This window comes from Bradyrhizobium sp. LMTR 3 (genome assembly GCF_001693485.1).
Taxonomy (GTDB): Bacteria; Pseudomonadota; Alphaproteobacteria; order Rhizobiales; family Xanthobacteraceae; genus Bradyrhizobium.
In genome coordinates this window covers 45965-62938 of sequence record NZ_MAXC01000023.1, presented here as the reverse complement: position 1 = coordinate 62938, position 16974 = coordinate 45965, and the positions used below count along the sequence as shown (strand labels likewise).

General features: G+C 64.9%; 14 protein-coding genes and 1 riboswitch. Of the genes, 6 read left to right on the top strand and 8 right to left on the bottom strand.

Annotated features, from left to right (window positions below; genetic code table 11):
- The first annotated feature begins 7 nt into the window (after nucleotides 1-7).
- Entirely contained in the window at nucleotides 8-1393 is a 1386-nt protein-coding gene (locus tag LMTR3_RS17355) for an MFS transporter (protein ID WP_065746286.1), read from the top strand.
- A gap of 353 nt (nucleotides 1394-1746) precedes the next feature.
- Here the strand turns inward: LMTR3_RS17355 and purH are convergent, their stop codons facing one another.
- The 3 genes from purH to LMTR3_RS17340 all read right to left on the bottom strand — a co-directional run bounded on the left by purH (nucleotide 1747) and on the right by LMTR3_RS17340 (nucleotide 6734).
- Nucleotides 1747-3339: a bifunctional phosphoribosylaminoimidazolecarboxamide formyltransferase/IMP cyclohydrolase gene (gene purH, locus LMTR3_RS17350; RefSeq protein ID WP_065746285.1), complete on the bottom strand. Its 1593-nt coding sequence runs from the start codon at nucleotides 3337-3339 to the stop codon at nucleotides 1747-1749.
- 23 nt (nucleotides 3340-3362) lie between these two features.
- A riboswitch (ZMP/ZTP riboswitch) is annotated at nucleotides 3363-3443 on the bottom strand.
- Between the two features lie 62 nt (nucleotides 3444-3505).
- Entirely contained in the window at nucleotides 3506-5221 is a 1716-nt protein-coding gene (locus LMTR3_RS17345; RefSeq protein WP_065746284.1) for a heparinase II/III family protein, read from the bottom strand.
- Nucleotides 5222-5384: 163 nt separating this feature from the next.
- Entirely contained in the window at nucleotides 5385-6734 is a 1350-nt protein-coding gene (locus LMTR3_RS17340) for an RsmB/NOP family class I SAM-dependent RNA methyltransferase (protein ID WP_065746283.1), read from the bottom strand.
- Between the two features lie 159 nt (nucleotides 6735-6893).
- On the opposite strand from LMTR3_RS17340, the gene LMTR3_RS17335 reads away from it, so the two are divergent.
- Nucleotides 6894-7103, top strand: a complete 210-nt coding sequence (locus LMTR3_RS17335; protein WP_065746282.1) for a DUF1674 domain-containing protein — start codon at nucleotides 6894-6896, stop codon at nucleotides 7101-7103.
- A 48-nt stretch (nucleotides 7104-7151) separates the two neighbouring features.
- Nucleotides 7152-7751 (top strand): thermonuclease family protein, encoded by a 600-nt coding sequence (locus tag LMTR3_RS17330; protein WP_502686649.1) that lies wholly within the window; start codon nucleotides 7152-7154, stop codon nucleotides 7749-7751.
- A 47-nt stretch (nucleotides 7752-7798) separates the two neighbouring features.
- Here LMTR3_RS17330 and LMTR3_RS17325 read toward each other — a convergent pair whose 3' ends face one another.
- Nucleotides 7799-8311 (bottom strand): L,D-transpeptidase, encoded by a 513-nt coding sequence (locus LMTR3_RS17325; protein WP_065746281.1) that lies wholly within the window; start codon nucleotides 8309-8311, stop codon nucleotides 7799-7801.
- Between the two features lie 324 nt (nucleotides 8312-8635).
- On the bottom strand, nucleotides 8636-10588 hold the full coding sequence (gene acs / locus LMTR3_RS17320; protein ID WP_065746280.1) for an acetate--CoA ligase: 1953 nt from the start codon (nucleotides 10586-10588) through the stop codon (nucleotides 8636-8638).
- A 369-nt stretch (nucleotides 10589-10957) separates the two neighbouring features.
- Here acs and LMTR3_RS17315 point away from each other — a divergent pair, with 369 nt between their 5' ends.
- Nucleotides 10958-12109, top strand: a complete 1152-nt coding sequence (locus LMTR3_RS17315; RefSeq protein ID WP_065746279.1) for a DNA topoisomerase IB — start codon at nucleotides 10958-10960, stop codon at nucleotides 12107-12109.
- A gap of 155 nt (nucleotides 12110-12264) precedes the next feature.
- Here LMTR3_RS17315 and LMTR3_RS17310 read toward each other — a convergent pair whose 3' ends face one another.
- Genes LMTR3_RS17310 through tsaD form a run of 3 tightly spaced genes read right to left on the bottom strand, consistent with a single transcriptional unit; the run spans nucleotide 12265 to nucleotide 14736 of the window.
- Nucleotides 12265-12678: an EVE domain-containing protein gene (locus LMTR3_RS17310; RefSeq protein WP_065746278.1), complete on the bottom strand. Its 414-nt coding sequence runs from the start codon at nucleotides 12676-12678 to the stop codon at nucleotides 12265-12267.
- A gap of 2 nt (nucleotides 12679-12680) precedes the next feature.
- Entirely contained in the window at nucleotides 12681-13661 is a 981-nt protein-coding gene (locus LMTR3_RS17305) for an NAD(P)H-dependent glycerol-3-phosphate dehydrogenase (RefSeq protein ID WP_065746277.1), read from the bottom strand.
- Nucleotide 13662: 1 nt separating this feature from the next.
- The gene (gene tsaD, locus LMTR3_RS17300) at nucleotides 13663-14736 is read right to left on the bottom strand and encodes a tRNA (adenosine(37)-N6)-threonylcarbamoyltransferase complex transferase subunit TsaD (RefSeq protein WP_065746738.1); all 1074 of its coding nucleotides are present in this window, start codon (nucleotides 14734-14736) and stop codon (nucleotides 13663-13665) included.
- 133 nt (nucleotides 14737-14869) lie between these two features.
- On the opposite strand from tsaD, the gene LMTR3_RS17295 reads away from it, so the two are divergent.
- Both LMTR3_RS17295 and LMTR3_RS17290 read left to right on the top strand, forming a co-directional pair.
- The gene (locus tag LMTR3_RS17295) at nucleotides 14870-15625 is read left to right on the top strand and encodes a uroporphyrinogen-III synthase (protein ID WP_065746276.1); all 756 of its coding nucleotides are present in this window, start codon (nucleotides 14870-14872) and stop codon (nucleotides 15623-15625) included.
- Nucleotides 15626-15736: 111 nt separating this feature from the next.
- Nucleotides 15737-16969 (top strand): COG4223 family protein, encoded by a 1233-nt coding sequence (locus LMTR3_RS17290; RefSeq protein ID WP_065746275.1) that lies wholly within the window; start codon nucleotides 15737-15739, stop codon nucleotides 16967-16969.
- Nucleotides 16970-16974: the final 5 nt, after the last annotated feature.

The following is a 16974-nucleotide window of genomic DNA, read 5'->3' as shown; positions in this document are numbered from 1 at the left end:
ATCCGGCATGGCGGTGATCGCTTCCGAGGCAGTTGGCGCCGAGATTCCAAGGGCATATCCACGCCGCGCCGCCGTCGTGAGTTGGATCTTCTTCGATTGGGCCGCGCAGCCTTATTTCACGCTGATCACCACGTTTGTCTTCGCGCCCTATTTCGCGGGCTTCGTCGCGCCGGATCCGGCGAGGGGGCAGGCGCTGTGGGGATTCGCCACCGCCGCCGCCGGTCTGATGATCGCGCTGCTGTCGCCGGTGCTGGGTGCCATCGCCGACGCCAGCGGCCGTCGCAAGCCGTGGATCGCCGGCTTCGGGTCGCTTTTGGTGATCGGCTCCTGCCTGATGTGGTTCGGAAAGCCGGGCGACCCCAGCGTCATCCCGCCACTGCTGTTGGCCTATGCGATCGCGAGCATTGGTGTCGAATTCGCCACCGTCTTCAACAATGCGATGATGCCGACGCTGGTGCCGCCGGACAGAATCGGGCGGTTGTCCGGCACCGGATGGGCGACCGGCTATATCGGCGGTATCCTCAGCCTCATCCTCGTGCTCGGTTTTCTGGCGGCCAGTCCCGAGACTGGGCGTACACTGTTCGGCCTCGCGCCGTTGTTTGGTCTCGATCCGGTTACGCACCAGGGCGATCGCATCACTGGTCCCTTGACCGCCATCTGGTTCGTCATTTTCGTGACGCCGATGTTCCTGCTCACGCCGGATTATCCGGCCAGGCGTCCGATCCGCGAGGCGGTGCGCGAAGGATTGAGCGGACTCAGGCGAACACTCGGCGAATTGCCGAAGCAGAAATCGATGGCGACGTTCCTGCTCGCCAACATGATCTATACCGACGGGCTGGTGTCGCTGTTTGCCTTCGGCGGCATCTACGCCGCCGGCACCTTCGGCTGGCACACGATCCAGATCGGGACGTTCGGAATTCTGCTGGCGATCGCGGGCACCTTCGGCGCCTGGCTCGGCGGCAAGCTCGACGACAGGCTCGGACCCAAGCGCGTCATCGCCGGCAGCCTCACGATCCTGCTGCTTGCGCTCGTCGCGATCTTGCTGGTCGACAAGGATTCGATCCTGTTCGTGAAGGTCGCGCCACCGGTGCCGGGCGGCGCGCTGTTCTCCGGCGCCGCCGAGCGGGCCTATCTCGTGCTCGGGTGCCTGATCGGCGCGGCCGGCGGCCCGCTGCAGGCGGCGTCGCGCACGCTGCTGATCCGTCTCGCGCCGAAGGATCGCATCGCGCAATACTTTGGATTGTTCGCGCTGACCGGAAAGGTGACGTCGTTCATCGGCCCACTCCTGATCGGCGCGATCACGGCCGTAACCGCAAGCCAGAAAGCCGGCATGGCGCTGCTGGTGGTGTTCTTCGTCGCGGGCCTGGCGCTGCTGACGCGCGTGCGGGAGTGAGGGACCGCATCCCCTTGTCATCCCCCGCGCATGCGGGGGATCCAGTACGCCGCGGCTTCTCGGTTGAATCACTGACGTCTCTGGAATACTGGGTCACCCGCTTTCGCGGGTGACGACGACGACCGATAGCGTGCCCACCATCGAGAAGTGCGATCGCCGATAGATGGTGGGCACGGCGCATGCGCGCCTTTGCCCACCCTACGAACCTCGTCGTCCTGGGCAAGCGGGACCCATACGCCGCGGCGCAAATTATTTCGCGCGCGGGTAGACGGCCTTCGTCAACAACGCAAACCTGTGGTTATGAGTCCCTGCGCCGAGTGCGCGATTGCGCACGGAGGCAGGGACGACGCGCATCAGTGCCTGAAATGCCTGACGCCGGTGAACACCATGGCGATGCCGTGGTCGTCGGCGGCCTTGATTACTTCTTCATCGCGCATCGAACCGCCGGGCTGGATCACGGCCGTTGCGCCGGCTTCGATGCAGGCCAGCATGCCGTCGGCGAAGGGGAAGAACGCATCGGATGCGACGACAGAGCCTTTGGTCAACGGTTCGGCCAGCTTCATTTCGGCCGCAGCATCCTGTGCCTTGCGGGCGGCAATACGCGCCGAATCGACCCGGCTCATCTGGCCGGCACCGATGCCGACAGTGGCGAGATCCTTGGCGTAAATGATGGTGTTCGACTTGACGTGCTTGGCGACGCGGAAGGCGAATTTGAGATCGCGCAGTTCGGCGTCGGTCGGGGCGCGCTTGGTCGCAATCTTGATGTCCATGTCCTCGACCACCGCATTGTCGCGGCTCTGCACCAGCAAGCCGCCGGCGACCGTCTTGGCGGTCAGGCCGACCGTGCGCGGGTCGGGCAGGCCGCCCGCGAGCAACAGGCGCAAATTGCGCCGGCTGCCGATGATCGAGATCGCCTCTTCGGTGGCGTCGGGGGCGATGATCACTTCGGTGAAAATGCCGATGATGGCGCGCGCCGCCTCCGCATCCAGCGTGCGGTTGACTGCGATGATGCCGCCATAGGCCGACGTCGAGTCGCAGGCGAGCGCGCGGCGATAGGCGGTGACGAGATCGGGTCCCTCCGCAACGCCGCAGGGGTTTGCATGTTTTACGATAACGCAGGCCGCGGTGCGCTGCGGATCGAACTCGCCGACGCATTCGTAAGCCGCATCGGTATCGTTGATGTTGTTGTAAGAAAGTTCCTTGCCCTGCAACTGGCGCGCGGTGGAGACGCCGGGCCGCTTGTCGGGCGTCGCATAAAACGCCGCGGTCTGGTGCGGGTTCTCGCCATAGCGCAAGGACTGGATCAGCCGGCCGCCGAAGGCGCGGAAATCCGGCGCGTTGTCCTTGAGCTCTGTAGCAAACCAGTTCGAGATCGCGGCATCGTAGGCGGCAGTACGCGCATAGGCTTTTGCGGCGAGGCGGCGGCGCAGCGCGAGCGTCGTGGCGCCCTTGTTGGCGGCGAGTTCGTCGAGCACGGCCTGATAGTCCTGCGCCTCGACGACAACGGCGACATCGTCGTGGTTCTTGGCGGCCGCCCGGATCATCGCGGGCCCGCCGATATCGATATTCTCGATGCAGTCTTCATAGCCAGCGCCTTTGTCGACGGTCGCCTCGAACGGGTAGAGGTTGACGACGAGCAGATCGATCGGCGCGATGCCGTGCGCCTTCATGGCGTCGGCGTGCTCCTTGTTGTCGCGGATCGCGAGCAGGCCGCCATGCACCTTCGGATGCAGCGTCTTGACCCGGCCGTCCATCATTTCGGGGAAGCCGGTGAGTTCGGAGACGTCCTTGACCTTCAGCCCCGCGGCGGCGATTGCCTTCGCCGTGCCGCCGGTGGAGACGAGTTCGACGCCATGGTCAGCAAGCGCCTTGGCAAATTCGATCAGGCTGGTCTTGTCGGAAACGGACAATAGAGCGCGGGTCACGCGGCGGGTCGTATCGGTCATGGGCAAGGTCCTTTGTTAGGGGATGCTTATGCCCAGGCGCGCGGCGATTACTCTCGCGCTTCCCGATGGTGCTCCATCCAAAGTCGCCAGTCGCGCGAGCGCGGGCTGGTTAGCAGCTTTTGGCGGGGTTCACAATGGGGGCAGGTTGCTATCTCTGTAGAAGACTTTAGAGCGGCAATTCCGGCTCGCGCCGCGCAGTGCGCCGGGCGTTGGTGGCGCCCGCCGACGTGCTCGAGCGGACAAAGCTCCAGCGGATCGAGGAGGCGTGGCGGGAATCCTGGCGGATCACGATCTGGGCGGTGCGGCGCGGGCCGTCATTGCCGGCCAGAAATACGCTGTCCTCGAGATCGACCTTGTCGTCGAGCGCCTCGAAGGTCCAGACGTCGCGGTTGGGCAATACCAGCATGACGCCGCGCGCATCGCTGAGGCGGCTGGCCTTCACCGCGGGATGAAGATGAAACCGTAGCGCAAAATCGGTCTCCGCGCCCTTGATGCGCGTCCCCGGCGCCGGCGACACCGTGTCCTCGCCGTCGAGCCTTGCGCCGTCATGGGAGATCATCAGCACCCGGCGATGCACGACGCCGAAGCGTGCGAGATAGCCGTCATGCGAGGTGGTCAGGAGATCGCCGTCGGCCACCGCCTCGCGATAGCTTTCCACGTTGGCCGGACCGCTGACGACCGGCGCGCCCTGCAGCAGGCGCTTCATCGCCGACAATTCGACGAACTGGCACGAGGACGCCTCGTGATAGGTCAGGGTCGAATGCGCCGCGGTGCTGCGTGCAAAGGTGCGCCAATTGTCCCGGCCGGTCGAGGGCATCCCGCAATTGACCACGATCCGGCTCGGCCCCGAAGACAGTTCGAACGAGAGACAGCCGGCGTGCGCTTCCTGGCTGACATTCGGCGGCGGCGGCGGGCCGGTGTCGATGATGACGGTCGTCGTGCCGGCGTCGAGGCGCTGGAAACCGGTATGCGGCATGTTCGCCATCGGCACGCCGTGCGTGTCGTCATAGGCGAGCAGCGTCGCCACCAGGTCCGAGGGTGCGTTGCTCATGCCGTTGAACAGCGCGAAGCTGCCGTCGCCATGACGGAAGAAGCGCAACATCGGCATCATGCGGTCGATCGCATTCAACAGCGCGGGCGGCGGCGCGATGTTGCGGGCGGCAAAGGTCTGACGCAGGGGCAGGAGGTCGCTGAGCAGTTCGACCAGCGCGCCGGGGTTGCGCGAAATATGCCCGCCGTCGGGCTGGATCTGGCGCTGCAATTCGTCGGAAAGCCGTCGCGTGGCGGAGCGGATGTGTCGCGCCTGATTGGCCAGGCACAGCGAGGCGTAGCACAGCGCGATCAGGACCTGCAGCCGCGGCACACCATCGGCGATGTCGAGCATCGTGTAGCGCAGATAGCGGATTTCTCGAGTGAGCCCGCGCAGATATTTGCGATAGAATTTTCCGTCGGTGTCGCCGAGCACCAGCGGCGCCTGCGACAACAGCGAGATCACGCGGCGGGCCAGCACGTCAGGGCGGCGTTCGAGCGGCCGCTTGCGCGCCGGATTCGATATCCAGTCGTCGACCAGCGAGCGGGCATTGGCGCGGGTCAGCGCGGTGTCGGCGGCGCGCAGGTGGCGCAGCCAGCCGAAGCCGAGCAGGGCTACTTCCCAATCTTCCGACGGCGGCTCGAGATCGAAGATCGAGCGGCCATGGCAGGTGACGATTTTGCCGGCGAACACGAAGCGGCCGGCATAGATTTCCGCGGCGCGGGTGGCGTCCGCGGTGCGCAGATCGTGCGGGGCGATGATCAGCCGGTCGGCGCGGCCCGGCCACAGCCGCGATACCGCCACGGAGGCGCCGGTCGCGCGTGCGATCACGGTGCGCGCCGAGCGGCTCATGATAAGCGTCGAGATGCGTCTGCGTTGAGCGACCGACACGCCGTGCCTTGGCTTAAGGAGAGGGAGGGGTATTCTGGCGAATCCTTTTAATCCGGAAACGCCGGTAAGACACCATCTTGAAAACGGACGAATCACCCGAAGGCAGGCTGATTCAGGTCTAAAATCAGGTTTTAACCAGCCGCGCCGCGTAAAATCCATCCAGCCCGCCGAGCCGGGGGTCGTCATGGGGCAAATGGCAGGGAAGGGTGCGCAAATCGCCGTTTGCGGTCACGATTTCGCTGAGGCCCGCGACCTCGTCCACCTCGACCGGGACACGGCGCATGCCCGATTCGGTAGCGAGCAGGGACGCCACCGCCTGTTCGCCTTCCTCGGGCTCCAGCGAACAGGTGCAATAGACCAGCATTCCGCCCGGCTTGAGCAGGGCGACCGCCTTTTGCAGCAACCGTTTCTGTAGCGCGGACAGCGCCGCAATGTCGGCTTCCTGACGCAGCCAGGCGACATCGGGGTGACGGCGGATGGTGCCGGTGGAGGTGCAGGGCGCATCCACCAGCACGCCGTCGTAACCGCCATTGCCGTTGCCTTGCCACTCGGCCGCATCGGTCACCACGTCATCGGCCTGTAGCGAAAGCCGGGCTAAATTGTCGCGCAGCCGCGCCATGCGCGCCGGCGAGCGATCGACCGCGGTGACGCGCGCGCCGGCGTGCGCGAGCTGCGCGGTCTTGCCGCCGGGCGCGGCGCAGAGGTCGACGATACTCTTGCCGGCGACATCGCCGAACAACCGCGCCGGCAGCGCGGCGGCGGCGTCCTGCACCCACCACTGTCCCTCGGAGAAACCGGGCAGCATGGTCACCGAACCCTGCAGCAGCGTGCGCACCGTTCCGGTCGGCAAGGTTTCGCCATGCAGGCGGCTCGCCCATTGCGCCGCGTCCGTCTTCACGGTGATGTCGAGGGACGGCTCGTGGCCGATGGCGCGCGCCATCTCGCGCGCGGTGGTCTCGCCATAGGCGCCGATCCAGCGCGTCAACAGCCACGGCGGAACATCAAGCGTCTGCGACTTGACTTCCTCGATCAGCGGCTGTCCCTCGCGAGCGCAACGGCGTAGCACGGCGTTGACGAGGCCGGCATACTTTGCGGCACGTCGGTCCGATTGCACCAGCCGCACCGAAAGATCGACGGCGGCGTGATCAGGCACGTCCATCCAGAGAATCTGCGCAGCGCCGATCAGGAGTGCGCTCTGTGCCCGCGGCGCATCCGTCGGAATGCCGCGATCGAGCAGGCGCGACAGCAAATGGCCGAGTGTGCCGAGCCGCCGCAGGATCGTCGCCACCAGCCGCCGCATCAACGCGCGATCGCGATCGGCGAGCGCCTTCAGTCCGGGATGGGCGCCTGCGCCGTCGAGCTGGTCGTCGAGGGTGCGATGCTTGTGGAGCACGCCGTCGAGAATATCAGCCGCAATCCGCCGCGCCGCAAGGCCGGGCACTTCTGAAGGTACTGCGAATCGTGAAGGGGGCATGAAGCAGGAATGTCTCGGAAGGCGGAAAGGTTTCGGCTCATGCCAATGAAATGAAACGCTCATTTGGCATGCGAATATGCCAAATGTAAGAATCGCCACAGACAATTTCCCGATTGTGATGTGATCTGTGCGCTCATCCCGTGCTATGGGAGAGTTGCAATGACCGACAATTCTTCATCCCCCGCGCCGGTTGCGGAACGCAAGAAGCTGACGCCCGCGGCCGAGCGCGCGCTTGCCGAGGCCGAAGCGCGCCGCAAGGCCTTTGACGCCAGCGCCATGCCGCAGCAGAAGGAATTCCAGGGCCCGAAGGGACTGGAACCGACCCGATACGGCGATTGGGAGCGCAAAGGGATCGCTTCGGATTTTTGACGGCACCGGCTCTTGCCGGACGGCCCGACTCAGCTCTTAGTCGGGAACATGCCTCCATATGAGAAGATAAATGCTTACCGGACCTCGCGCCGGGGTCCGCGGCGCCGCTGGTTTGCGGCGGCCTTGCCGTGGATGTTCGTGCTTTGCGTGGCGGCGGCGACGACGCTGCCGGTGCGGGATTGGGTACGCCGGTCGTTGCCTGACTTTGCCGACAGTCAGGCGGCGCGCGATGCCGAGACGGTCTGGAAGCGGGCCGGAAGTCCAGATGTGCGCCACTCCGTCGATGTTATCAGGACCATCGATGGCGACACGTTCGAGGCGCGGGTGCATTTGTCGCCCGGCGTTGAGCCGACCACGCGCATACGCCTGCGCGGCATCGACGCGCCCGAATTGAAGGCATCGTGTCCTGGGGAATTGCAGATGGCGGAGGCCGCGACGGGCGCGTTGCGCGCTTTGCTCGGCGAAGGCGATGTTACGATCTTCAATATCGGGCCGGACAAATATGCTGGCCGCGTTGTCGCTGATGTCGCGACGCGGCGCACCGGAAATGTTTCAACGGCGATGCTCGCGGCAGGTCATGTGCGAAACTATGGCGGCGGGCACCGCAACGGCTGGTGTGCGAACGCGGGCCAAGCACTGCCGCAATAAAAAAGCCGCGTGATTGCACGGCTCTTTTACTCAACCTAATCCGAAGATCAGCGCGTGACGGTCACGGTGGTTCCGACCGGCACGCGCCGGTAGAGATCGGAGATGTCGTCGTTGAGCATGCGGATACAACCGTAGGACACGAAACCGCCGACCGAGCCCGGCACGTTGGTGCCGTGAATGGCATACTCCCCGCCGGCCAGCGTCATCGCCGCGACGCCCATCGGGTTGCGCGGCGAGCCGCCGGGAATCACGTCGGGCATATAAGGCTTGTCGCGCCTGACTTCGCTCGGGGGCGACCAGGCCGGGTTGAGATACTTGCCGTCGATCTTTGTGGTGCCCGACCATTGCTTGCCGGCCTTGCCGACGCCGACCGGATAGCGCATGGCGCGGCCGGATTCGAGAATGAGATAGAGACGCCGTTCATGGGTCTTCACCACGATCGTGCCCGGCGCGTAATCGCCGCTGATGTCGACCAGTTCCGGGCGCGCTTGCGCCTGTGTGGACATCATGGTGGCCACAGCCAAGGTGGCGGCCAACGCCACCGCAATCCTCTTCGACATTCCCCAGCTCCACTCTGCCCGCCCTCTCAGGGGCCCTCAAAATGTCCTTTCAAGCCTTGACGGCCCGCTGTCTCGTCCACGCGTTTTCAGTTTAGTCGCGCGAACTGACCGGCTGGGTTCAACGCCAGCCTTCGGGATTGTTTTCGATGGAAGGAACAAAGGGAATGCTCGAAATAAAGTAAATGGCCGTAAAACGACACGCAGCGGCGAAAAGCCCGGCGAGGCGGGTTCGCCACTGACAAACGCGTGAGCGATGGGATTGCCGCAAAATTCGGCATTGCCTCGTCCCGGATCCCGGGACGAGATGCTTGCTCCAGCGGCGTCCTACGCCGGTGCGCCCTTCTTGTTCTGCCGGTTCTTCACGAGGTCGTCGACTACGGCGGGGTCGGCGAGCGTCGAGGTGTCGCCGAGACTGGAGGGCTCATCCTCGGCGATCTTGCGCAGGATGCGGCGCATGATCTTGCCGGAGCGGGTTTTCGGCAGGCCCGGCGCGAACTGGATCTGGTCGGGGGACGCGATCGGGCCGATGTCCTTGCGCACCCAGGCGACCAGCTCTTTCCGCAGCTCCTCGGTCGGCTCGGTACCGGCCATCAACGTCACATAGGCGTAGATACCCTGGCCCTTGATGTCGTGGGGATAGCCGACCACGGCCGCTTCCGAGACCTTGGCATGCGCCACCAGCGAGCTCTCGACTTCGGCCGTGCCCATGCGGTGGCCCGAGACGTTGATGACGTCGTCGACACGGCCGGTGATCCAGTAGTAGCCGTCGGCGTCGCGGCGGCAGCCGTCGCCGGTGAAATACTTGCCCTTGTAGGTCGAGAAGTAGGTCTGCTCGAAACGCGCGTGGTCGCCATAGACCGTGCGCATCATCCCCGGCCAGGATCTGGTGAGGCAGAGATTGCCGGTGGCTTCGCCCTCCAGCACCTTGCCGTCGGCATCGACGATCTCGGGCACCACGCCGAAGAACGGCCGCGTAGCCGAGCCCGGCTTGAGTTTTGTGGCGCCCGGCAGCGGCGTGATCAGGATGCCGCCGGTTTCGGTCTGCCACCAGGTATCGACGATCGGGCAGCGCCCGTCGCCAACCACGCGGTAATACCATTCCCAAGCTTCCGGATTGATCGGCTCGCCGACGGTGCCGAGCAGGCGCAGGCTCTTGCGCGAGGTTTTCTGCACGGGGCCATCGCCTGCCTGCATCAGCGCGCGGATCGCGGTCGGTGCGGTGTAGAAGATGTTGACCTTGTGCTTGTCGATGACGTTCCAGAACCGCGAATTGTCCGGATAGTTCGGCACGCCTTCGAACATCAGCGTGGTCGCGCCATTCGCGAGCGGCCCGTAGACGATATAGCTGTGGCCGGTGACCCAGCCGACGTCGGCCGTACACCAGAAGATATCGCCATCGTGATAGTCGAAGACGTATTGATGCGTCATCGACGCATACACCAGATAGCCGGCGGAGGTGTGCAATACGCCCTTGGGCTGGCCGGTGGAGCCTGACGTATAGAGGATAAACAGCGGATCTTCGGCGTGCATATGCTCGCACGGGCATTCCGTCGTCACCACCTTGGCCGCCTCGTGGTACCAGAAGTCGCGTGAGGGACTCATGTCGACGGCTGCGCCCGTGTGCTTGACCACGACGACCCAATCGACGCCGCCGGTCTTGGCGATCGCCGCATCGACATTGGCCTTCAGCGGCACCTTCCGGCCGCCGCGCAATCCTTCGTCGGCGGTGATGATCACCTTGGACTGGCAGTCGGTGATGCGCTGGGCGAGGCTGTCGGGCGAGAAGCCGGCGAACACCACCGAATGAATTGCACCGATCCGCGCGCAGGCCAGCATCGCATAGGCGGCTTCGGGGATCATCGGCAGATAGATCGTGACGCGGTCGCCCTTCTTGACGTTCCGGGTGCGCAGGATGTTGGCCATCTTGCAGACTTCGTCGTGCAACTGGCGGTAGGTGATGTGCTTGGACTGCGAGGGGTCGTCGCCCTCCCAGATGATCGCGGTCTGGTCGCCGCGCTTGTCGAGATGCCGGTCGATGCAGTTCCAGGCGACGTTCAGGACGCCATCCTCGAACCATTTGATCGAGATGTTGCCGGGGGCGAAGGACGAATTCTCGACCTTGTGGAAGGGCTTCATCCAGTCGATGCGCTTGGCCTGTTCGGCCCAGAAACCATTGGGGTCCGAGACCGAGCGGGCGTACATTTCGCGGTACTTGGCGTCATCGACATAGGCACGTTTGGCCCAATCGGCGGATACGTCGTAGATCTTCTCGGACATCTTTATCCTCCCACTCATTGCGGCCGGATGCTCGGCGGCCACAAATCGTCCCTGATTGTTGCAGCGATTATGCGTCGCGGGACGATGCCCGGACAAGGCGGAACGTCTGCGACCTTGGTCGGCCAGGCGGTTCCCGGCCTTGTCGCGGATCAAAGTCAGGCCATTTTCGCGGGTCCCGCTCAGGGCAAATCAACGTTATCGGCGGAATGGCCCCCGTGAACGGTATCCAATAACCTCCAATGACGGAATCGAGACTCGCAAAGTGGTTCGTTACCCCCTAAATGGCCTCCCCGGGGCCGGCGGCCTCCCGGAACAAGCCATAACAAACGGCATTACCGGCGAAACAGGCGGAGCAAGGCGACAACGGACATGATGGATCAGCAGAATTTCGAGGCTACGCGGCCCGTTTCCGCCGATCCTGCCGTCGCATTGGCCGAAGCGCTCGGGCAACTGCCGAAGGGATCTCCCAAATCGTCCGCGGCAAAGCCGCACATCATCACCGTCGAAGCGCTGGCACAGGAACTTGGCCTCAAACTCGGCGATCAAAACGGCCTGACCATCCGCCGCATCAAGCGCGGAAAAAGCTATTCATTCATTCGCGCCAATGGCACGCAGATCCGTCACGCCGGAACGATCCGGCGTCTGCATTCGATGGCGGTGCCGCCGGCCTATCGCGACGTTCGCTATTCGGCCGATCCGAACTCGCATCTACAGGCGGTAGGCTTCGATGCCGCTGGCCGGTTGCAGTATCGCTACCACGCCGATTGGGAAAAGGTTCGCGAGCACCGCAAGGCGCATCGCCTGGCTAAACTGGTTGCGGCGCTGCCCAAGATCCGGCGGAAGGTCTCTGCGTATCTGTCGGGCGAGGAGCCGACGCGGGAGTTCGCACTCTCGGCCGTGATCGAGTTGATCGCGCGTACCGCGATCCGTCCCGGCAACGAGTCATATGCTCGTCTCAACGGCACCCGCGGCGCCACCACGCTGTTGAAATCGAACGTCACGCTGGAAGACGATTGCCTCGTCCTGACCTTCAAGGCCAAGGGCGGCAAGGCCGTGCGCAAGGAATGCGATGCCGCCAAGCTGGTGCGCGCCATCGGCATCCTGCGCACCGTGCCGGGCAAACGCATGTTCCAGTACCGCGACAGGTCCGGCGTCGTGCGCGCAGCCTCGACCACGGCCGTGAACGGGTTCCTGCGCGAGATCGCCGGCATCAAGATTTCGCTGAAGGATTTCCGCACGCTGATGGCATCGGCCGTGGTGCTGGAATCATTGTCGCGAATTTCACCGGCGGCGAGCGCCCGCGGCCGCAAGAAGCAGGTGCTCGAAGCCGTGCGCGCGGCGGCCGACGAACTCTCGAACACGCCGGCGATCTGCCGCAAGAGCTATGTCCACGACACCATCGTCACCGCGTTCGAAGACGGCATCCTCGAGCGCTTTGCCGCGACGATGAAAGGCTATCGCACGCAAGCGAAACGCGAGGCCCTGCTGGCGCAGGTGGTGACCGCGGCTGCGGCAGCGTAAGTTTCTTCCTTCTCCCCTTGTGGGAGAAGGTGGCGGACGCAGTCCGCCGGATGAGGGGTTCTCTCCGCGGAAGCAGACCCCTCACCCGTCTCGAATGAGCTGACGCTCATTCGATCCACCCTCTCCCACAAGGGGAGAGGGGAAGTAAGAGCGCGCTACATCCCGCCCATCGTGCAGACCAGCTTCCACTCTTCCGCCGTGACCGGCTGCACCGACAGCCGCGAATATTTTACCAGCGCCATGTCGGCGAGCTTCTTGTCAGCCTTGATCGCGGCCATCGTCACCGGCATCTTCAACGGCTTGTCGGCCTTGATGTCGACACAGACGAATTTGCCGGTCTTGTCGGTCGGATCGGGATAGGCTTCCTTGATGACTTCCGCGATGCCGACGATCTCCTTGCCCTCGTTGGAATGATAGAAGAAGGCCTTGTCGCCCTTCTTCATGTTCACCAGGTTCTGCCGCGCGGTGAAATTGCGCACGCCAGTCCAGGCTTCGCCCTTTGCTCCCTTTGCGACCTGCTGGTCCCATGACCAGGCCGACGGTTCAGATTTCACCAGCCAGTAAGCCATCGTCATTCCTCCGCCTTGAACGGCCGCGTCAGCAGGCCTTCGATCGCCGCGTCGATCGTCACCTTGCTGCCGAGGATCGCCGCGACCGCATTTGATACCGGCATATCGACGTTTTGCGAAGCCGCCAGTTCGATCAAGACCGGCGCGGTGAATTCGCCTTCGGCGAGCTTGTCACGGTTCGGCAGCTCGCCGCGCCCGAGCGCGATGCCGAATGCCAAATTGCGAGACTGCGGACTGGAGCAGCTCAGGATCAGATCGCCGAGACCCGACAGGCCCGCCAACGTTTCGCTGCGCGCGCCGCAGGCGCGGCCGAGGCGCGCGAGTTCGCTGAAGCCGCGCGTGGTCAGTGCGGCCAGCGCCGAGGCGCCGAGCTGACGGCCGACGACGATCCCGGCTGCGATCGCCAGCACGTTCTTGGCCGCGCCGCCGATCTCGACGCCGCGAACATCCGTGGTGTGATAGGGCCGGAATGTTGACGAGCCCAGCGCCTGCACCAGACGGCCTGCCAGCTTGTCGTCCCTTGCCGCAAGCGTCACGGCGGTCGGAAGGCCTCGCGCGACGTCGTCGGCGAAGTTCGGTCCCGACAGGATCGCAGGGATTGCATCCGGTATGGTCTCGGCAATGATCTCGGTCATGAACCGGTGGGTGCCGCGCTCTATGCCCTTGGCGCAGGCGACGACGGGTGTCTTTGGCTTGAGGTGCGGCGCTAGCGTCGCCGCGGCTTCGCGCAAACTTTGCGCAGGCGTCGCAAGCAGGACGATGTCCGTGCGCGCCGCGGCGACGATGTCGGCCGTGACGCCGATACTGCTGTCGAGGCTCACGCCGGGTAGTTTTGGATTGTTTCGCGTCGTCTGCATCTGCGCGGCGCTTTCGGCGCTTCGCGCATAGAGCACGACTTTGCGGCCGGCGCGCACCGCGGCGCAGGCGAGCGCGGTGCCATAAGCGCCACCGCCGATCACCGCGACGGAATTGAAGGACGTCATGTCAGAATCCTGCGCGGGTGTTGGCGAAGCCGGCCGGCGCGGTTGCGTTGGCGTCGAGCAGCCAGCGCGCGCGCGGCGGCGCATCCATCGTATCGGTCAATCCCAGCGCCATCCGCTCCGCGCCGGCCCAGGCGATCATGGCGCCGTTATCGGTGCAGAGTGCAGGCGGCGGAATGATCAGCGTGGTCTGCGCCTTCGAGGCGACATCCTGCAGCGCCCCGCGAATGGCATGATTGGCGGCGACGCCACCGGCGGCGACCAACGCGCGGGGCGGGCCGAATTGCTCGTGAAACACTCTCAAGCCGACGCTCAGCCGATCTGCGGTCGATTCCAGCACCGCGGCCTGAAAACTGGCGCAGAGGTCGCTGACGTCCTGCGGCTCCAGCGGCGCCAAGCGGTTGGCCTCATTGCGAACCGCCGTCTTCAATCCCGACAGCGAGAAATTCGCATCCGGCCGGCCGAGCATCGGCCGCGGAAAGGCGAAGCGTCTGGCGTCGCCGCTTCCCGCCGCGCGCTCGACCTCAGGGCCGCCGGGATAGGGCAGCGACAACATCTTTGCGACCTTGTCGAAGGCTTCCCCCATCGCGTCGTCGACGGTGGTGCCGAGCCGCACATATTTGCCGACGCCGACCACGGCGACGATCTGGGTGTGACCGCCGGAGGCGAGAAACAGGCAATAGGGAAAGGCCAGCGCGCAAGTGAGCCGCGGCGTCAGCGCGTGCGCCTCGAGATGATTGACCGCGATCAGCGGCGTGTCATGCACCATCGCAATGGCCTTGGCGGTGGTGAGGCCGACAATCACGCCGCCGATCAGGCCGGGACCTGCAGCGGCCGCCACCGCCGACAATTGCGCGAAACCGACATTGGCGTCCTTCATGGCCTGGCCGACGATGCCGTCGAGCAGGTCGACATGGGCGCGTGCCGCGATCTCCGGCACCACGCCGCCGAAACGGGCGTGCTCCGAGGTCTGCGAGCGCACGATATTGGATAGAATCTTTCCGCTGCCGTCGCGCTGGCGCTCGACCACGGCGGCTGCGGTTTCATCGCAGGTGGTCTCGATACCCAGCACCAGCATCGGCTTGTCGTTGTCCAATTTAAACCCTTGCGCTATCGCCAAAAACAACGCTTCCGTAACCGGGTAGCATTACGAGGTCACAACGTGCAATCGCCTGCGCGTGCCCGAAACCGGTTTGGCGGAGATCTGAAATATGGCCGTTCTCGTGACGCGACCAAGTCCGGATGATGAGATGACGGCGAAGGCCCTCCGCGCGCGGGGGTTCGACGTGCTGCGCGCGCCGATGTTGCGGTTCGAGCCGGTGCCGTTCCAGGACGATGCGGACGCGACTTATAGCGCCGTCATCGTCACCAGCGCCAACGCGCTGCGCGCCATCGCGCCCCAACTTGCCGACAGCCGGCTTCTCGAACTGCCGTTGTTCTCGGTCGGAGAAAATACCGCGGCGGCGGCCCGCGATGCGGGGTTTGACGACGTGATCGCCTCCAAGGGCGACGCCGGCGCGTTGCGCGATCTGGTGCTGGCGATCGCGAAATCGAAGCAACTGAAGAAGGCGAGCCCGATCCTGTACCTCGCCGGCGCCGATCTCGCGCGCGACCTTGCCGGTGAACTCGGCGAGAAGGGTTTTACGGTGGTGACGCATACCACGTACCGGATGGTGCCCGTGCCCAGCCTGCCGCGGGAAATATGTGACGCTTTCGTGGCGCATGAGGTCGAGGCCGTGCTGCATTACTCGCGGCGCAGCGCGCGTGCGTTTCTGGAGGCGGCACGCTTCGGCGGCGTCGAAATCTCGGCATTGGCGCTGGCGCAGTGCTGCATTTCGGCAGGCGTCGCCGCGGTGTTGCGGGATGCTGGCGCGACCCAGGTCACGACGGCGGTTTCACCGGATGAAAACGCGCTGTTCGAGGCGCTGGACCGGGCGTTGCAGGCCCGATCGGGTCCTAATCTTTAAGTCTGAGCATGGTCTTATCGGAAAACCGGTGCCGCCACGGCTGGATCATGCTCTAAGACGTCTCGATTCTGCTAAGTTCCGGCATCTAACCACCTTAAGGGAACCGCTGTGATGGTCGACAACAGGCCCGAAGACACTGGATCGCTGCCCGAATCGGGTCGGCCGAAGCGTGAGCCACCGACCATCGATCTCGATGCCTCCGAAGTATCGAGCGAGACCAAGAGTTCCGGCGAGGCGCCGTCCGAGCCCGTGACGGAGCCCGCGCCCGAGATCGCCCGAGCGCCGGTTGAGGAGGCTCCAGTTGAGGAGTCACGGGTTGCGGAGCCGCCGTCCCGGCCCGTGTCGCCTCCCGTGTCGCCTTGGGTCGTCGCGCCGGTTTCCGGCGCGGTCGCGGCGGCGCTGGTGATCGGCGTCGGCTGGATGCTGGGCTGGCCCGCGATTCAGCCGGCCTCCGTATCGCAGACCGCGCAGCTCAACGCCGCCGCCATCGACGGTTTGACCGCGCAAATCGCCGGCCTCGAATCCAAGGTGGGGAAACCCGTGGCCGATCCGGCCGCGGCCGCGCGCACTGACGCACTTGAAAAATCGGTCGCGACGCTGCGCGGTGAGCTCGCCACGGCGCGCGCGCAAGGCGAGAAGCTGGCATCTGCCATCAACGAAGTGAAGTCGGCGCCGCGTGGCGACGGCGCCGTGTCGCCTGATCTCGCGGCTTTCGCAGAACGCATCGCCAAGGTCGAGAGCCAGATACGGGCGCAGAGCGCCGAAATCGCGCAACAAGGCAGCAAGCTTGCCGACACGACAGCCGACGCCAAACCTGCGGATGATATGCCGCTACGCCGTGTGGTATCGGCAGCGCTGCTCGATGTGCTGGTCAGAATCGGCGATCCCTATCCGACGGCGCTCGCCGCGGCCAAGGCGCTGGCACCAAATCCCGAAGCGCTCAAGCCGCTCGATGAATTTGCGGAGAAGGGCGTGCCGAATGCCGGCAAGCTGAGCACGGAACTGTTGGCGCTGGTGCCAAAACTGTTGCCGGCCCAACAGAGCTCCGCCACCACCGGCACCGGCATCGTCGACCGTCTGCAGGCGGGCGCTGCCAAACTGGTCAAGATCGAACGCACCGATACCGCCGGCACGGACCGCGGCGCCGTGGTGGCGCGGATCACGGCGGCTGCGCTGCGCAACGATTTCAACGAGGCGCGGCGGGAGTTGAAGACGCTGGAGCCGGCCGATCGCGCTGCGGCGCAATCATGGCTTGCGTCGGCCGACGCGCGCGACGCCGCGCTGGCTGCATCCCGTCAATTTGCGACTGAGGCCATGGCTGTGCTCGCCAAACCGGCGCAATAAGGATT